Here is a 15,906-nt window from a genome sequence, read left to right on the forward strand (position 1 = left end):
TCGACTCTTCCGGAGCAATGGCCACCGGCTGGACCCTCGTCAACAACACCTGGTACCACTTCACCCAGAGCGGCGAAATGAAAACCGGCTGGGTCGACAACGGTGGCACGTGGTACTACCTCACCACCTCCGGAGCAATGGCAACCGGTTGGCGATCAGTGAACGGAACCTGGTATTACTTTGAAGCATCAGGCGCCATGAAAACCGGTTGGCTGGAAAACAACGGCACCTGGTACTACCTAGCCCCTTCAGGAGCAATGGTCACAGGCCAGCAGGACATTGATTCGGCCACCTACTACTTTGCCTCCGACGGAACGTGGTTTACTCCTACGCCGATCATGGGAGCCCCCCACACAAACCGTGCCACAACAATCCAAGCAATGCTGAACGCATACGCCCAATCGGGTCACTCCTATCCCTCGGGTGCACTCAGCATTGGGGGCGCTCCCACCGCTTTAGACTTCTTCTCGATCCTCTATGACGAGGCAATAGCCGAAGGCATCAACCCGGAAGTTGTCTTTGCCCAGTCCATGCTAGAAACCGCGTGGCTCTCATTCGGTGGCGACGTCAAGATCCAACAGTTCAACTTCGCAGGACTTGCCGCAACAGGTAACGGAGCACAAGGCAACGGCTTCCCCGACGTGCGCACCGGTCTGCGGGCACAAGTCCAGCACCTACGCGCATACGCTGACCCACATGCAACTGAATCTAGTCTTGCCTACCCCTTGGTAGATCAACGGTTCGCCTACGTTTTAAGGGGAAGCGCGCCCATCGTTGAATACCTCGGCATTCAAGAAAATCCCCAACACCGCGGGTGGGCGACCGCCAAAAACTACGGGTTCCACATCGTTGCCCTGATGAAGCGGTCTTTCAGCTAAAAAGTGAACAGAGTGTACCCCGCGTTGGGATTGAAGTTGTTTCGGCTCTCACATACGACTACTGTTCGACGGCTTTCTTATCCCTGTTCGCCACCAGTACGAGTCCGAAGATCATGGAGAGCACGGTCATCGCTATCCCATAGGCAATCGAAGCACCCATAATCTGATAACGCGGGATCAGAATGGGAACAAGAGCTGCAATCGTCAACGCTGACACGGCGTACCCTACAAAGACCAGCTTCTGCTGGCGCATCGTCGTAATCGCGTAATAGAGAATCACACTGGCAGAGTTCATGGCTCCACCAAAGACAAGAACGATCAGCTCCGTTCGATATGGAGCAATATCTTTACCGAAAACAAGATTGAGAATCGGAACACCAATAAAGTAGGTCACAATCGCAACCGCGACAAATGCGCCCGCTGTAGCGGTAAGCCCGCGACGCACGATCCCAACAAATCCTGACCAGTTGTGGCGAACCCAATGATGAGCCATCTGTGTCAGAAGTGGTCTAAAGACAACCAATGCCAGCAAATTGATTGCTACCGCAGGCATGTAAAGAATTGCGAAAATACCCTGTTCTGTCAGGCCCAAGTAACGGTCAATACCGAAACGTGGAGCATTCGCAAGATACATGGAAATAAACGATGCAAGAGCAAGCGGTAGACAATCAATGAGGAGAGCAGAAATCTCGCGTTTTGTCCATAGCGGTTTGAAAGCAAAAAGTCGCACGCTCTGAGGAACAAATAGAACGATCATCGCTACGAGCGACGCAACCAAAGTTGCAATTACTGTTATCCAAAGGTTCTGCGTAATGACAAGCCCGGCGCTAAATACAGCTGTAGTGACAAAAGTACGCCAGAACCCTGCTGCACCAGCAATATCCAGATGGCCACTACGTTGAAGCTCGCAGTAGTAAACATCTTCGAACGCATCAAAGACGCGGATCGAGGCAACCAGGATCATGAGCATCACAGCGGAGAGCCCATCGCCACTCACAACCGCGTATCCTGCAATGCCAATAATCATTGCACCGACGGTCAAGATTCTAGTTGCATGATAGGTGCCGAAAGTAAACTTCCCCGACGCATCTGTCACATGGTACGTGCGTACTTCAAACATTCCCAGCGTCTGGAATTGTTGACCGACCGCAATTGCTAACGAATATAAGCCGGCAATCTCAATACCGAGAACACGAGTGACAACGATCAACATGACTACCGTCGCAGCAGACTGCATCAGAGAATATGCAGTATTCCAAAAGTAGTCACGTTTGAGAGAACTACTGGCACTGGCGTCCGACATGGACTCGTCCTTCTCTCAGGCGAGGCTTTCGTAGGGACCGAAATCGATTTCTACCGGCTTATGGTTACGGCGCTTCTCTTCCGGTGGCATCTGCATGTAGTCGCCGTACGAACGTGTCAGAACCGCGTCGTACTCGCGCTGGAGTTTGACCGTAATGTCTTCAAACGGAACATCCAGAGCTGGGAAGAGCTCCTCGCGAGTCACTGTCCAGTTCCACGGATCACGCATCGAAAAGTCAGCGTAGATCCCTGTATCAACCGATTCGAAACGACGAGCAGCCTTATCCCACTTGTTCTGCAACATTTGTGGGGTTACACGGAATAAACGCATAGCCCAATGAGCAAGCGAGGTTGCACTGTGGATCGCAAAACGCTTGAAGCCGTGTGTGTCAATCAAGTAGGGAGTCGGGGTTCCCTGTACGTAGAGCAGACGACCCCACACCCATGTTCTGCGACTCATTGCTTTAACCGCTGCAGGATCATCGCCCGGAACATTATCGAGAGGGAGTAGATCGATTGCTAGGCGCATCCGGTACTTCGAGTCCTTGCCAAACTCAGGAATGAAGACAGTTCCATCCAGCCCAAGTTTGGTAAACATGAAGGGATATTCTGGCACCGTACGCGTATTGTCGAAACGATAGTCTTTCGACATAATCTTCGGCGCCTCGGCAAGGAAACGCTCGTAATCGGCACGAGTCATAAGCACGTCAACATCATCGTCCCACGGGATGAACCCCTGATGCCGCACAGCCCCAATAGATGTTCCACCGTAGACCGTGTACTCGACCCCAAGCTCGCGACAGGCTTGATCAAAATCCTTCAGAATCTTTAGGAGAACTGCCTGAATCTTCGCAAGTTGCTCCGGATCTGAAAATGCATCAGGCGTTGCCATACGTTGTCCTTAAACTCGAGCATCATTCCAACTTGATCGTTACCCGATTATCGCACAGGAGAGTATTTCAGCCGAGAAACACATCGTGCTTCAACAATGATCCCAGACTCGTTACGCCACAAGAATTCACATGCACATCCACGTTGTTCACCGCTGTCGTAGGTTGCACACGAGAAACAAGAGTCGATCAAGGGGAGCCAGATATGCGTCCATTACACTAAGTGACCATGCATCTGCCCCAACCATATACGCGAGATCTTGGCTCTCGCGATAACGCCCTCAACCTCCTGCGATTAGCCCTTGCGTTTCTGGTTGTGTTTTCTCACGCCCAGATTCTGGCAGGTGTTGGAGATGGTGTTGTCTGGCAGGGACAACACCTGGGTAGCTGGGCAGTCGTTGGTTTCTTTGGTATTTCCGGCTTTCTTATCACGGGCGCACGAACTCGAAGTAATGGCGCACACTATTTGATGAATCGCATTACTCGCATCTATCCCGGATTCTTGCTGTCCCTCGTTGCGGTTGCTTTCATCTTCGCACCGATTGCCTATTACGTTGAAAAGCACTCGTTCGACGGGTTCTTCGCAACTCCGACTACGCCACTCCACTACATTTACTCGAATATCTTCCTTTTAATTAATCACTACGATGTCTCGGGCACTCTTGCATCGGTGCCTTATCCGTCGGCTTGGAATGGTTCCCTCTGGAGTTTGTACTACGAGTTCTGGTGTTACATCATCATCGGTGTCTTCCTGTCATGGGCGTTCACAAAGAACCACGTGTGGCCAACAATCCTGCTATTCCTCGTGTCGGTAGCAATTCACGCGAGAATCGGTTGGTTCCTTCCCTACGTTGGAAATAGTGGCGATTTTCAGCTACTCATCTTTATGCTCCCGTACTTCCTTGGGGGCGCGATTATCTTCCAGCTAGGCGATAAGTTGCCAATGAGATGGGAGTACGCTTTTGTTTCCCTCATCCTTGCGCTTGCGTGTATCTACGGTTCGGACGGTTTCGGTAAGCAAGCAGCATCACCATTTATGGCCTACGTGATCCTCTGGCTGGGAGCTGTTCTCCCCTCTCCGAAACTCATTCAGGTTCATGACATCTCGTACGGCGTGTATATTTTCCACTTCCCCGTCCTTCAGCTTCTTATCCTGTTCGGCGTTCACACGATGGGGTTCTGGTTCCTTTTAATGGTTGCCACGTTCATCACTGTCATCTTGGCGACAGCGAGCTGGTTGGGTGTTGAACGTGCAACGATGCGTTGGGTTCGCGGAAAATCCCCCTGGGGAGAGCTCTCCTTAGCTGCTCGTTAGTAAGCCTCAGCAAACAAGGCTTTTCGCTACAGAGAACTCACTTCCCTCATTTCCGCCATTGCCTTCCAACGAAGTGATAGCCATTCACTGAAAGAGGTTGGTGGGCGCTTTTCAGAAGCACCCACCAACCTCTTTCAGTGTGCTCTGACACACTACGAAATCACATGCTTCAGAAGTTGCGAGACAGCCGCGTTATCCTTCTGCTTCAAGGCTTGGGGAAGCAAAGTCAGAGCATGTGCTCTCGACGTTGAATGAATACGCGCAGCACGTGCAGCGCGCCTCCAGCCATTCTTCAATACGAGCTTCTCGGCAATCGCAAAGTAATCGCGTTCTCCTTGGAAACGACGGCCATCAAAAAGTGCAGTCGACGATGCAGATTCAGCGTGACGACGGTATGCAAAACATACATAGGGATCGAAGAGCAGAGAGCCTCCAGCCACGATGACATCCATGACAAGCGCAAGATCCTGAATAATCGGGAAACCCGGACGGAACTGCGTTGTTTCAAAAACCTCACGCTTGAAGACGAGCGAAGGCCAGTACAACCAATCGGCTCGCAACAGCGATACGGCAAGATCCTCACCGGACAACAGACGAGGCCGCTGCGCATCAGGTCGCAGTAAGGACTTAACCCGGTCGACAACAGGAGTGACCGCAGAGCTGCTCTCATCAATGATTCGAACTCCCGGCTGGATAATGGATGCAGAGGGAAATTCAGAGTGAAGCTTCAAGATTCGTTCGACGAAGTCGCGTTCTGGAACATCATCGCATCCAAGCAACATAATGAGCTCCGCCGAGGCAAGTTCAACGCAGTGCTCATAGTTCTGAGTGATGCCCAGATTGTTTTCATTGCGAATATAAGTCACGCGCTCGTCATCAAGGTGCGAGAAGTACTCGCCCACCTGCGGATCTGGGTAGCAGTCATCAACAACCGTCAACTTCCATCCGCCCACGCTTTGGTTACGAACGGCCTCTACTGTTTCAAAGAGGTACGACGGTTCGCCCCAAAACGGCAACATAATGTCGAGGGTATGCATAGCTCAATCTCTCAGATTCTTCGGGGGAAGGTAGACAACGGGTCTGGCTTCTACCTTTCAGATAACTCCATCTTAGTTGCTCGATTATTATCTCGGCAGAACCTACAGGGAACGCCAAGATAGTGCGCGAACCCTCACCTATATTTTTCAGCTCACGGTGTCTGATTTAGCTCGTTTTATACGAGGTAATGGCAAAGCCAACTGATACCATCACACCTATGCGAAAGACTGTTCTCGTTACTGGTGCCGGTGGCTATATTGGTCGCCATGTCGTCGACGCTCTGCTGAAGCATGACGTCAATGTTTCTGTCGTGGATTTGAAGTTTGACGGAATCGATGAACGCGCTAAACGCCTGAACGTCAATATCTTTTCAGGCGACGCTGACATCTACGAGCAGCTAGGCAAGCCCGATGTTGTGCTTCACATGGCCTGGAGGGACGGTTTCAAGCACAATTCTCAGGCGCATGTGGACGATTTGGCTTCCCACTACCACTTCATCTCACATCTTCTTGAAGGTGGGTTGTCTCAGATTGCAGTGATGGGCTCAATGCATGAGGTCGGATATTGGGAAGGTGCTATTGATGCTGACACCCCCTGCCACCCCGCGTCCCTCTATGGAGTAGCAAAGAATGCTCTGCGTGATCTCACCGCTATTCGCGCTTCTCAAACTGGCTCATTGATGCAATGGATCCGTGGCTACTACATCGTCGGCGATGACAAATTCGGTAATTCCATTTTCAGCAAGCTTCTTCAGGCTGATGAAGAAGGCAAGACATCTTTCCCCTTCACCATGGGAAAGAATCTGTACGATTTCATTTCCGTTGATGGTCTAGCGCAACAGATCGCCGCGATCGTGACGCAGGATGAGTACACGGGCATCATTAACGCGTGCTCGGGTCAACCGATCTCATTGGCTGACCGCGTTGAGGCATACATCAAGGAAAACAATCTTTCTTTGACACTCGAGTACGGCGCCTTCCCCGATCGTCCTTATGACTCCCCCGGCGTTTGGGGCGATCCAACGATCATCAACCAGATCATGGCAAAGAACTGACTTCGCGTTCATATAGGTGTGGCCTCCCTACAGACAGGGAGGCCACACCTTTTTTGACCAGGATCCTATGTGAACTGCGAACGCAGTTCCTTCCAGTTCGGCGTAGCAGCCAGAACCGTACCCACCAAGATAACCACACAGCACACGATCTGTAGGACGCTGGGAACGGTCCCTTGCAAAAGGAATGCGAAGATCACCGCCCATGCAGAGTAAGAGATGTTCAGTGCCATCCCTCGCGAGGCGCCGACTGTGTCGATGGCCTTGTAGTAGAAGAGATACGAAGCCGTTCCGGCGATTGCGGCAATCGCGATCACACCAGTTCCCACCGTCGGGATTGCACGGAGGGTAAACCCGACGACCCCAGCGATCGGAGCAACAACAATGACATACACGAGCGCCGATGTTGTTTCACGAATATGGAGGGCAGTCTCGTTGTCAACGGCATCGTCACGCATTCCCCACGCGAGAATGACAGCTTCGGAGCCCCAACCAAAAACACAGGCAAGAGCGGCAATGACGCCAAGGACAGGGTTGCCCTCGGTAACCGTCTGCGTTGACGAATAGCCGATCATCACAATGGCTCCAAGAGCTACGAGCAAAGCAATAATCTGCTTGGGGCTCATACGTTCTTTCAGGAATACGAACGCCAGAACGGTACCCACGGCCGGGTAGAAGGTGGAAATGATGGCCGTAAAGCCCGGCCCGATGTGATTGATCGCAATCAGGTACCCGGTCATACCGAACGGACCACCCAGCAATGCGCCGAGCATGACGGCTCGACCCGATCGAGTCTTCACCGCAGCTAAAGAGTCACGTAGACGACCTCTCAGGCCCATATAAACAAGCAGGACCAGGGCGGCCGTCACATCGTGCAGTAGCGCTGATGAAAGCGATGATTCTGACGCATCGAGGAACGGGACAAAGACTAGTGCGAGAGCCAGGATCGATGTGTCCAAGCCCCAGAGAGCACCCGAAAAAATACCCCACTTCATTGCGTGTCTCCTCTTCAGTTATCCAGCTCGGCGTTCTCGTACGCAGCAAGTAATTCGTTGAGCTTTCCGGTTGCGTGCGAGTAGTAGATGTACAGCCATTCACCGACGTTGTCGCCCTCTGCTTCCTTTACGAGGGACCAGATGTACCAACACCACCCGGCAAAGACAACGTATGACCAGAAGTGACGCTGTTCGGTTGGGGTGGGTGTTCGGCCAAAATAGTATTCGAGGGCTTGGGTAGCAAGCTCATCGGTGAGATCGGTCGCGCAGACGACCATTGTCCCGAAGTCAGCAGCGATATCGGACATCCCCGCGTATTCCCAGTCGATCAGGTCAAGATGCCCGTTCTGAGAAACAAGGAAGTTCAGGTTGAAGAAATCGTTGTGGCTGGGACCCAGCGGGAAGTTGTCCGCATCGGCGTGTGTCTTCAGCCGAAGGACCTTGGTGCGAAGCTCCTCATATCCAGGTACGTCGATGGGACCAAACTGTTTCAGAATCTCTTCGTATCGCAGACCTTCAGTGACGAAGTCAAAGTTGCGCGTGAGAGTCTTCCCGCTGTCATGTAGGCGTCGGGACATCTGCATCGCGCGACGAAGCTCGTCGGGATTCGTCACGTCAAGGTTGCGACAATCGGGGATAAAGCGAGAGATCTTCCATCCTTGAATCGGGTTGGAAGCAAGGAATGTCGAGTCTAGTTCCAGTTCACTCGCCAGATTCAGTGCTTCGCTTTCGGCTTGTCGGTCCACGATCTTGTCAGTTCCCAGGCCCGGATGGCGATAGACATACTCTTTGTCTCCCACAGCAAAGTGGCATGACAGATTAGTAATTCCCTGCTTGAGGGGGTAGACATCCTGGATATCATTCACATCGCAGTTCAATGTTGCCGTGATGTTGTCAAAAATCTCGGAGTCAACGTTCTCCATGAAGAACGGGTCAAAAGAGCGAAGTTCATCAAGAGAATCAAATTCGTTAATCAGGCCAGCAGGGTATGTGCGCATGACCATCGAGAACTGCTTGATATTGTCGACATAGATCTGTTCCCAGAGCTTCGGGGCGGTTTCTGGAAGGTGATAAACGCGCTCGAGGATCTCCACAAACGTGGCTGAGAATTCACGATCGAAGTAGACGTGGCCAAGCATGATCCACGCGTCATGTCCGCCAACTTCAACGCCGGTAATGCGACCGCCAGCGCCGGTTGTCAGACACCACTCATCGGTCTCACCTTCAACATACTGGGCAGAGTAGTAGGCGCGGTAAACGTGGGATTCGAAAGGATTCTCGGTGAAGTAATCGTCGGACGAACAGACGTAGGTATTGGCCAGTTTGTCGCGTACCAGCCACAGCGAACCATTGTTGTTTCGCGTGGCGTATTCGGAGTTCACAACGATTTTCACGCCGTATTTTTCGACGAGGTAGAAGAAGTATTCCTTCTTGTAACCGACAACGACGGTGATGTCTGTAATTCCGGCTTCGTGGAGCTGCTCGATCTGGCGTTCGATCAGAACCTCTCCGTGAACACGCAGGGTCCCCTTCGGTCGTTCATAGGAGATGGGGGCGAAACGTGATGAGAGACCTGCTGCCATAATGACTGCGTTATCGACAGCATATGGCGCGAGAGCTTCCAGGCCAGCGTCAGTGATCTGACGGGCCGCAAGATACCCGCTCGCTTCAAGCTCACGAACAGCCGAGTTCACACGTCCTAGTGACATACCCGTTATTGCTTGGATCTCACGCTGAGTAAGCGTTCCTTCGTTACAGTTCACTGCGTAAAGAACATCGAACTGCGCGTGTGACAGTGGTGCAGACATCAGCCATCCGTTCAAGAATTGTTTTCCGAGACTCACGTTCAAACATAAGCCTTGTGTAAATAATTATGAACATACAGCGTGGTGATGTCACGCATTTTTGCGTATTTCACATATTTTCAATCGACTTCAACGAAGCAAATACGTGCACTTCATCGACTTTCTGGCACGTTATTCACCAATAACGACGCGTGGCACCCCCGCCCACAACTCGGGTGAGGTCACGCGACGCCCATCGAGTAGCAGACGAATTCCTGGGCAATCCGCTGGGGTGAGCGTGCGGTACAGTGCATGATCGGCCTGAACAATGGCGCAGTCGCACGCATCAGCCCCCAGATGATACGGCTCCCACCCGAAGCCTCGTAACTCATCGTCTGAGTACATCGGATCATGAACGGCGACGTTTGCCCCGCGAGTGCGCAGAGACTCAACCGTGGCGAACACGCCGGAGAACGCCGTCTCTTTCACTCCCCCCCGGTACGAGGCGCCTAGAACCGCAACTCGTAGCCCCGCTAGCGAACCCAGCACGGACTCCGCGCGAGACACAACGTATTCCGGCATCGTCGCGTTGTAGGAACGTGCAGTGCGCACGATCGATGCATCCGGGTCGGTCGACAGGTAGAGACGCGGGTAGACGGGAATACAGTGTCCTCCCACTGCGATCCCCGGACGGTGGATATGCGAGTAGGGCTGGGAATTGCACGCGTCGATCACTCGCTCAACATCAATCCCCACCTTGTCCGCATAGACTGCAAACTGGTTGGCCAAGCCAATGTTGACATCGCGGTAGGTAGTTTCAGCGAGTTTCGCCATCTCTGCAGCCTCGGCGCTTCCCATATCCCAGACTCCGTTGGGGGAAGGCAGGTCAGCGCGCTCATCGAAGTCGAGAACCGCTTCATAGAAAGCGATACCCGCTGCTGTTCCCGCATCGTTCAGCCCACCAACCAGCTTCGGGTATTTACGCAGGTCAGCAAAGACTCGTCCGGTCAGCACGCGTTCGGGCGAGAAGACGAGATGGAAGTCTTGCTCTTCCTTCAATCCCGAAATCGACTCGATCATTGGCTTCCACCGGTTGCGGGTGGTACCCACGGGCAGCGTGGTCTCGTAGGAGATAAGAGTATTCGGAGTGAGATGCGTGGCCAGCGAGCGCGTCGCATCATCCATCCACCCGAAATCCGGCTCCCACGTCGTGTCATTAACGAAAAGCGGAACGACAAGGACAACAGCGTCAGCGCCGGGAATCGCTTCTTCATACGACGTTGTCGCGCGCAAACCCCCTGAAGCAACAACGTCGCGCACGTATTCATCAAGGTGCGCTTCACCTGGGAAAGGTTCGACACCCTTATTCACCAGGTCAACGGTCGTTTCATTCACGTCGACGCCGATGACGTCATGCCCTTTCATCGCATACTGCACGGCCAGTGGCAGTCCAATTTTTCCGAGGGCAACAACAGCGATACGCACGGGTACTCCTTCAGGGCTCTGTTCGCCATCAAGTATGCGCTGAAGAAGCCGTGACTCTCTTGATTCACGCGCGGAGCGCCGGTATCCGTGGGCGCACACAACAGGTAGATAGAATGAATTCCATGTCGCGTCCCCAGATTCTGGTCCTCTCATTTTCTCCGCTTATGCGCGATGCCCGCGTACTGCGTCAGCTCAGCGTCGTTGCTGAGTTTGGTGACGTCACGACCTGCGGATACGGTCCTGCGACGCCCTATTCCACGCATCATGTTGAAATCCCAGCAGGCGCGGCCTCGTTGCCCCAGACTCCCCTGGGAGTTGTGCGCTTGGCACTTCATTGCCACCGCGCATCGGACTTGGCAGCCCCCGGCACGCGCGCAGTCATTGACGACTTACGGGCACGTCACTTCGACGCGGTGATCGCCAACGATGCGCGCGCACTTCCGCTTGCGTACGAGGCCGCCCAGTCTGCACCGATCTGGGCTGACCTGCACGAGTGGGCACCTGAAGAGCGCACCCACGTTGCAGCGTGGAGGATCCTTATTGCGCCGTGGATCGATTCGGTCTGTGAGCGTTATCTTCCCAGGGTCGCGAATGCGACGACGGTTGGCACAGAAATTATGAAGCTCTACGAGCGCCGTTATGGTGTTCGCCCGCAGCTCATGCGTAATGCCGCTCCTTTCGCGGACCTCACGCCATCAACTACTCCTACACACAGGCCACTACGCATCGTCCATTCGGGTGCGGCAGTGCCCGGGCGTAGCCTCGAAACAACGATCGACGCAACCCTGGCTACGGACGGCGATTTCAGCCTTGACCTGTACGTGGTGCCCGGTGGGGATAAGGGCGCTTATCTCAAAGAATTGAAGGCGCGAGCATCCGGTTCGGACCTCGTTCGTTTCCACGATCCTGTCGCTCCCGCTGACCTGCCGGCCACCCTGAACGCCTACGACATTGGTGCATTCTGGATGCCACCGGTGACAACAAACGCACGCCTCACGCTACCCAATAAGTTCTTCGACTTTGTGCAGGCACGTCTTGCCCTGGCAATTGGGCCGAGCATTGAAATGACCGCTTTACTCGAAGAACACGAACTGGGCGTCATCTCCGCCGGGTACGAGGTTCCTCAAATCGTTGATTCCCTGCGCCAGCTGACACCAGAAGTGGTTGACCAATTCAAACAGGCTTCGCACACCGCCGCACCCGAGCTCTGCTTTGAGAAGGAAGCTGAAGTCGCACGCGGAATCATGCGCGACATGTTGGGATGTTCTTAACGAATAGTTCGCTCCCACATCAGCACATTGAGTCGCAGGTTCCCCGAAGTGCTCCCCTGTTGAAACTCAGCGTGAAGATTGAGCCACTTCCAGCACGATTGCGGTAGCTCGCGCAGATGAGACTGCAACCGATCGGTGTTCTACAACCCAGCGATGAAGGCGCGCACGATCACAGCGCGGATCATTGTCATCAAGAGTTGACAGCTCAACCATCGCATCACACACCGCATCGACATCTACATCAACTGCGCACCCCAGGTTTGCTTCCGCCACGTCGAGTGCAGCCTGCCCGGGACCAGCAAAAATAACAGGAGTTCCCGCTGAAAGGGACGATAAAATCTTCGTCGGATACGCGTAGTCGTAGGCGCCGGGCTTCATTGAGGCAAGCGACGCAGTGGCGAGCGCGTACCAGCGTTGGGCTTCCTCGGCGCTGACAGTTGGGTGGAATTCAATTCCAGCAATCCCGCGAGCGCGATCGCGCAACTGCGCCCACGCATTCCCCTGCCCTAAATAAATGAGGCGCGCCTCTGGAAGCTTCTCCTTCACCTTTTCGAACGCATCGATAAAGATCTCCGGAGCGAGCCACTGGGCGACTGTGCCCGCGTAAAGGAAGACGGGGCCTGAAGTTTGGGGGAATCCTTCGGGGACGAGGCCACGATCCCCGCTCAATTTGCCGTCGCTTGTTTCATCGCGGGTCGTATCAATGCCATTGGGGACGACGACCGCTTCCCGACCTGAAATGGCCTGGACTCGATCTGCGACCCCCTGGGATACGGCGATGACTGCCGTTGCTCGCTTCATTGCGGTTCGTTCCATCCACGTCACCGCGTCAACGACAAGTCCAGTGGTTCCTTGGGCGCGCGCCGCGTCCGACACGATATCCGCCGCATAGTAAATGTGAGGAATACGCCGTATACCGCATGCGATAGCGGTAACAAGACCGGTGGTCGGTGGCGGTTCGTTGACCACTGCATCTGGGCGTTTCGCCGTGAGCAGGCGGAAAAAGAGCGGAAGGTCGAAAGACATATAGGGAACGTATCCGCGTACTGCTCCCGTTGCGTCACGAAGAACCGGCCAGCGCCTGACGTCGATATCGTTCATCCACGATGGGAGTGGGAGGCTCCGCAGTGATTTTTCGGGCTTTGAGGTGAAAACACGAACCTTAGCCCCACGTGCATGCAGGGCACGAGCGAGAGCACTCAAGCGAAGTGCCGCGGCAGCTGGATCAGGCGTAAAAGTACGAGTCGCAATAACGACACGAGCCTGTGATCGCGATGGTGAGCGTCGTCGTTTCACTCTTTAAGTGTGCAGTACTCTCCCCTGATACTCCAAGCAGGCACCGTAATGGCACAATTGCACGTATGGGTTCGTCTATCCTGCGTCGAATGCGAGCTGAGCATCCTCAGCTGGCACATATTTCGACGCTTCTGACGGGAACCGTCATTGCACAGCTGATTGTCCTTGTGACAACCCCCATCATCGGGCGTCTCTATACTCCCGAAGATATTGGATCGTTTGCCGCGTTCCTTGCTGTTCCGCAGATTGTCGCAGGCGTGAGTGCTGGCAGATACGACATGGCAATCGTGCTTCCCGCCCGTGACAACGAGGCGCGACGCCTTGTCCGCGTTTCGCTCACGCTGACATCCATCGTTGCAGCACTGACATCCGTATTCTGTTGGATCTTTGCCCGCCCCATTTCCCGCGCTTTAAACCACGAGGAATTGGCGGGGATTCTTGGCTGGTCAGGCATTGTTGTCATGTGCCTTTCCGTCACGTCAGTGATGAATTACTGGCTCACTCGGCTCGAACGATTCTCAGCCATTTCATCAAATAGGGTGCTCAATTCTGCCGGTATTGAGTTGAGCCGCATCGGAGCCCCGTTTGCTGGCTTAGCTCCCCTAACGGGTCAGATTTTCAGCCAGTTCTTCGGGCAGATCCTCTCTACTTCTGCTCTGCTGTATCGTGGCCGATCGAGCCTCGTTGCCCCCGAGACTGGCGGACGCACCACGAAGCAACTCCTGCGCCGCTACCGGCGAATGCCGTTACTGAACGCTCCCAATGTGTTGGTTGATGCTGTGCGAGTCAACGGAATCGTCCTGCTGATTGGCGTGTGGTATTCAGCTGATCCGCAGGGGCAGTTTGCCAAGGCGTGGCTCCTCATGCAGGCGCCCGTAGCTCTGATTACCAGCGCAGTTTCTCAAGTGACCTATCGTTCCCTCGCGGTTGCACCCCGCGGAACAATGCTGGCCACAGTCCTCAGGTCGATCCGTTTATCCTTCTTTGCCTCCATCGGCCCCTTCGTTCTGCTTGCCTTGATCGCTCCTTCGTTGTTCCCCTGGTATTTGGGGTTCGGTTGGGAACAGTCTGGGCTGATTGCTCAAGCCCTCCTCCCCTGGCTTCTGCTCAATGTCGTGACATCGCCGATTTCAACGGTTTTCGTTGTCACAGACAGGCAAGGTCTGATGCTCGCTTTCGCGTGCATGTATGCGGCAACTCCCCTTGGAATCATCCATATCATGGGTGGCGCAGGCTTTCCGATCGTCACCACGCTCTGGGTTGTCTCCATCGTCCAGGCACTGTTACTTGCCGGCCTCACCGCGCTCACGGTTCGCGTTGCTAGAGTCTGGGATAAGTCTGACAATACGGAGTCTTACCCCGTTACGCCACGCACTAGTGGCGTGGCGCCCATGACCGTTGAACAGGCAGATACCGAATGAAAGTCACACTTGCCAAAGGTACCCTGTCGATTCCTCCCACGTATTTCGCCACCGCCCATGCGCTCGCAATGCCGGATATCGACTGGACCATCGTGACTCGTACGGCGTTCATCGATGATCCATCAATGAGCATTCCTGTTCTCCAGGTGGTTCCCGATCGTCTTGCCCCTACAGTTCAACGCGCTGCGAAATGGGCGTATGGGCACGCCATGACACGCATGATTGTTGCCAGCCACCCCGACATCATTCATCAACAGCAGGCAACGTGGTCTCTTCCAGCGGCTCGAGCATCACGCAAGCTCGGTGTTCCACTGGTGACAACCGTGCACGGTGGGGATGCCTATCATCATTCCAACCTTGGAATCCATCTTCCCTCTATACCGAGAAGAGCCGGCGCATATTGGAATGACCTCAATATTGAGGCTGCGTTCCATCAATCTACACAGGTGCTCGCCGTGTCGAGGTTCCTTGCTGACAAAGCTGTTCAATCTGGAGTAGATGCCCGCAAACTGACTGTTCATTACCAAGGCGTCGACACCAGCTGGTGGACTCCCGCCACTTCTTCCATCACCGGCGAACAATCTCCGCTTGCCACCGATGATCCAATCCTGCTTTTCGTCGGAGCGCTGAGCGAGCTCAAAGGGATCCCCGACCTGCTTTCTGCTCACGATTCCCTCTTAAGTTCGTACCCCCATCGCCTTGTCCTGATCGGAGATGGGCCGCTACGTTCTCAAGTCGACAAGGCCGCTTCCGCCGACCCATCAATTCACGTGCTCGGACGCGCAACAAAGGAAGAGGTCCGCAAGTGGATGCGTTGCGCGACCGGCCTCGTACTCCCCACCCAAACAACGAACGGTAGAGCCGAAGCCGCCGGACTTGTCCTTCTTGAAGCGCAAGCGTGCGGGACCCCCGTTATCGCGAATCGGGTCGGTGGAACTCCTGAAATGGTCGCACCATCGTGGAGTGAACATCTCGTAACGGAGCGCGATGTGCAATCCCTTGCATCCCAGATGACAGCCCTGTTGAGCATGAACGAGTCTGAGCGCGAAGAACGCGCTCAGCGTGCGTCACGCTGGGTCAAAGAGAATCGCAGTATCACACGCGCAACCAAGCAACTACGGGATATCTACAGTCAACTCACACACTCGTGAGCCTTGTGAGCGAGCGACTTACCGAAAAA

Annotated in this window: 13 protein-coding genes; 6 read left to right on the forward strand and 7 right to left on the reverse strand. The window is 54.2% G+C overall.

Translation table 11 applies throughout. The features are described from left to right. Positions 1 to 878 (forward strand): glucosaminidase domain-containing protein (locus tag HMPREF9241_RS09415; RefSeq protein ID WP_006681354.1); only part of this gene is annotated, 878 nt, incomplete at its 5' end. Positions 879 to 936: 58 nt separating this feature from the next. On the opposite strand, the gene HMPREF9241_RS05810 is transcribed toward HMPREF9241_RS09415, so the two are convergent. Further along, the gene (locus HMPREF9241_RS05810; RefSeq protein ID WP_006681355.1) at positions 937 to 2,181 is read right to left on the reverse strand and encodes a lipopolysaccharide biosynthesis protein; all 1,245 of its coding nucleotides are present in this window, start codon (positions 2,179 to 2,181) and stop codon (positions 937 to 939) included. Between the two features lie 15 nt (positions 2,182 to 2,196). Further along, positions 2,197 to 3,072 carry a LicD family protein gene (locus HMPREF9241_RS05815; protein WP_006681356.1) on the reverse strand — a complete coding sequence of 292 codons (876 nt, stop codon included), beginning with the start codon at positions 3,070 to 3,072 and terminating at the stop codon, positions 2,197 to 2,199. Positions 3,073 to 3,299: 227 nt separating this feature from the next. Here HMPREF9241_RS05815 and HMPREF9241_RS05820 point away from each other — a divergent pair, with 227 nt between their 5' ends. Beyond that, entirely contained in the window at positions 3,300 to 4,385 is a 1,086-nt protein-coding gene (locus HMPREF9241_RS05820; RefSeq protein WP_006681357.1) for an acyltransferase family protein, read from the forward strand. A 152-nt stretch (positions 4,386 to 4,537) separates the two neighbouring features. Here HMPREF9241_RS05820 and HMPREF9241_RS05825 read toward each other — a convergent pair whose 3' ends face one another. Next, on the reverse strand, positions 4,538 to 5,422 hold the full coding sequence (locus HMPREF9241_RS05825; RefSeq protein WP_006681358.1) for a glycosyltransferase family 2 protein: 885 nt from the start codon (positions 5,420 to 5,422) through the stop codon (positions 4,538 to 4,540). Positions 5,423 to 5,640: 218 nt separating this feature from the next. Between HMPREF9241_RS05825 and HMPREF9241_RS05830 the strand changes: the two genes are divergently transcribed. Further along, the gene (locus HMPREF9241_RS05830) at positions 5,641 to 6,477 is read left to right on the forward strand and encodes an NAD-dependent epimerase/dehydratase family protein (RefSeq protein ID WP_040318641.1); all 837 of its coding nucleotides are present in this window, start codon (positions 5,641 to 5,643) and stop codon (positions 6,475 to 6,477) included. Between the two features lie 65 nt (positions 6,478 to 6,542). Here the strand turns inward: HMPREF9241_RS05830 and HMPREF9241_RS05835 are convergent, their stop codons facing one another. The 3 genes from HMPREF9241_RS05835 to HMPREF9241_RS05845 form a co-directional block, all read right to left on the reverse strand. Next, on the reverse strand, positions 6,543 to 7,469 hold the full coding sequence (locus tag HMPREF9241_RS05835) for a DMT family transporter (protein WP_006681360.1): 927 nt from the start codon (positions 7,467 to 7,469) through the stop codon (positions 6,543 to 6,545). Positions 7,470 to 7,483: 14 nt separating this feature from the next. Continuing rightward, positions 7,484 to 9,277 carry an NTP transferase domain-containing protein gene (locus HMPREF9241_RS05840; protein WP_006681361.1) on the reverse strand — a complete coding sequence of 598 codons (1,794 nt, stop codon included), beginning with the start codon at positions 9,275 to 9,277 and terminating at the stop codon, positions 7,484 to 7,486. 168 nt (positions 9,278 to 9,445) lie between these two features. Beyond that, entirely contained in the window at positions 9,446 to 10,738 is a 1,293-nt protein-coding gene (locus HMPREF9241_RS05845; RefSeq protein WP_006681362.1) for a nucleotide sugar dehydrogenase, read from the reverse strand. A 122-nt stretch (positions 10,739 to 10,860) separates the two neighbouring features. Here HMPREF9241_RS05845 and HMPREF9241_RS05850 point away from each other — a divergent pair, with 122 nt between their 5' ends. Then, complete coding sequence (locus tag HMPREF9241_RS05850) at positions 10,861 to 12,009, forward strand: glycosyltransferase family protein (protein WP_040318570.1); 1,149 nt, start codon at positions 10,861 to 10,863, stop codon at positions 12,007 to 12,009. 66 nt (positions 12,010 to 12,075) lie between these two features. On the opposite strand, the gene HMPREF9241_RS05855 is transcribed toward HMPREF9241_RS05850, so the two are convergent. Next, positions 12,076 to 13,305, reverse strand: coding sequence for a glycosyltransferase (locus tag HMPREF9241_RS05855; RefSeq protein WP_050998797.1), 1,230 nt, complete (start codon positions 13,303 to 13,305; stop codon positions 12,076 to 12,078). A gap of 65 nt (positions 13,306 to 13,370) precedes the next feature. On the opposite strand from HMPREF9241_RS05855, the gene HMPREF9241_RS05860 reads away from it, so the two are divergent. Both HMPREF9241_RS05860 and HMPREF9241_RS05865 read left to right on the forward strand, forming a co-directional pair. Next, a complete protein-coding gene (locus HMPREF9241_RS05860) occupies positions 13,371 to 14,726 on the forward strand; it encodes a lipopolysaccharide biosynthesis protein (RefSeq protein WP_040318571.1) in 1,356 nt (451 codons plus the stop codon). Further along, the gene (locus HMPREF9241_RS05865) at positions 14,723 to 15,877 is read left to right on the forward strand and encodes a glycosyltransferase (RefSeq protein ID WP_006681366.1); all 1,155 of its coding nucleotides are present in this window, start codon (positions 14,723 to 14,725) and stop codon (positions 15,875 to 15,877) included. Before HMPREF9241_RS05860 ends, HMPREF9241_RS05865 begins: the two co-directional genes overlap by 4 nt. The last annotated feature ends 29 nt before the right edge of the window (positions 15,878 to 15,906 follow it).

This window comes from Schaalia turicensis ACS-279-V-Col4, from assembly GCF_000296505.1.
GTDB classification, from domain to species: domain Bacteria; phylum Actinomycetota; class Actinomycetes; order Actinomycetales; family Actinomycetaceae; genus Pauljensenia; species Pauljensenia turicensis_A.

Coding starts and splice junctions, on each gene's coding strand:
- HMPREF9241_RS05810 (WP_006681355.1), bottom strand. CDS start 2,181: ATGTCGGACGCCAGTGCCAGTAGTTCTCTCAAACGTGACTACTTTTGG.
- HMPREF9241_RS05815 (WP_006681356.1), bottom strand. CDS start 3,072: ATGGCAACGCCTGATGCATTTTCAGATCCGGAGCAACTTGCGAAGATT.
- HMPREF9241_RS05820 (WP_006681357.1), top strand. CDS start 3,300: ATGCATCTGCCCCAACCATATACGCGAGATCTTGGCTCTCGCGATAAC.
- HMPREF9241_RS05825 (WP_006681358.1), bottom strand. CDS start 5,422: ATGCATACCCTCGACATTATGTTGCCGTTTTGGGGCGAACCGTCGTAC.
- HMPREF9241_RS05830 (WP_040318641.1), top strand. CDS start 5,641: ATGCGAAAGACTGTTCTCGTTACTGGTGCCGGTGGCTATATTGGTCGC.
- HMPREF9241_RS05835 (WP_006681360.1), bottom strand. CDS start 7,469: ATGAAGTGGGGTATTTTTTCGGGTGCTCTCTGGGGCTTGGACACATCG.
- HMPREF9241_RS05840 (WP_006681361.1), bottom strand. CDS start 9,277: ATGTCTGCACCACTGTCACACGCGCAGTTCGATGTTCTTTACGCAGTG.
- HMPREF9241_RS05850 (WP_040318570.1), top strand. CDS start 10,861: ATGTCGCGTCCCCAGATTCTGGTCCTCTCATTTTCTCCGCTTATGCGC.
- HMPREF9241_RS05860 (WP_040318571.1), top strand. CDS start 13,371: ATGGGTTCGTCTATCCTGCGTCGAATGCGAGCTGAGCATCCTCAGCTG.
- HMPREF9241_RS05865 (WP_006681366.1), top strand. CDS start 14,723: ATGAAAGTCACACTTGCCAAAGGTACCCTGTCGATTCCTCCCACGTAT.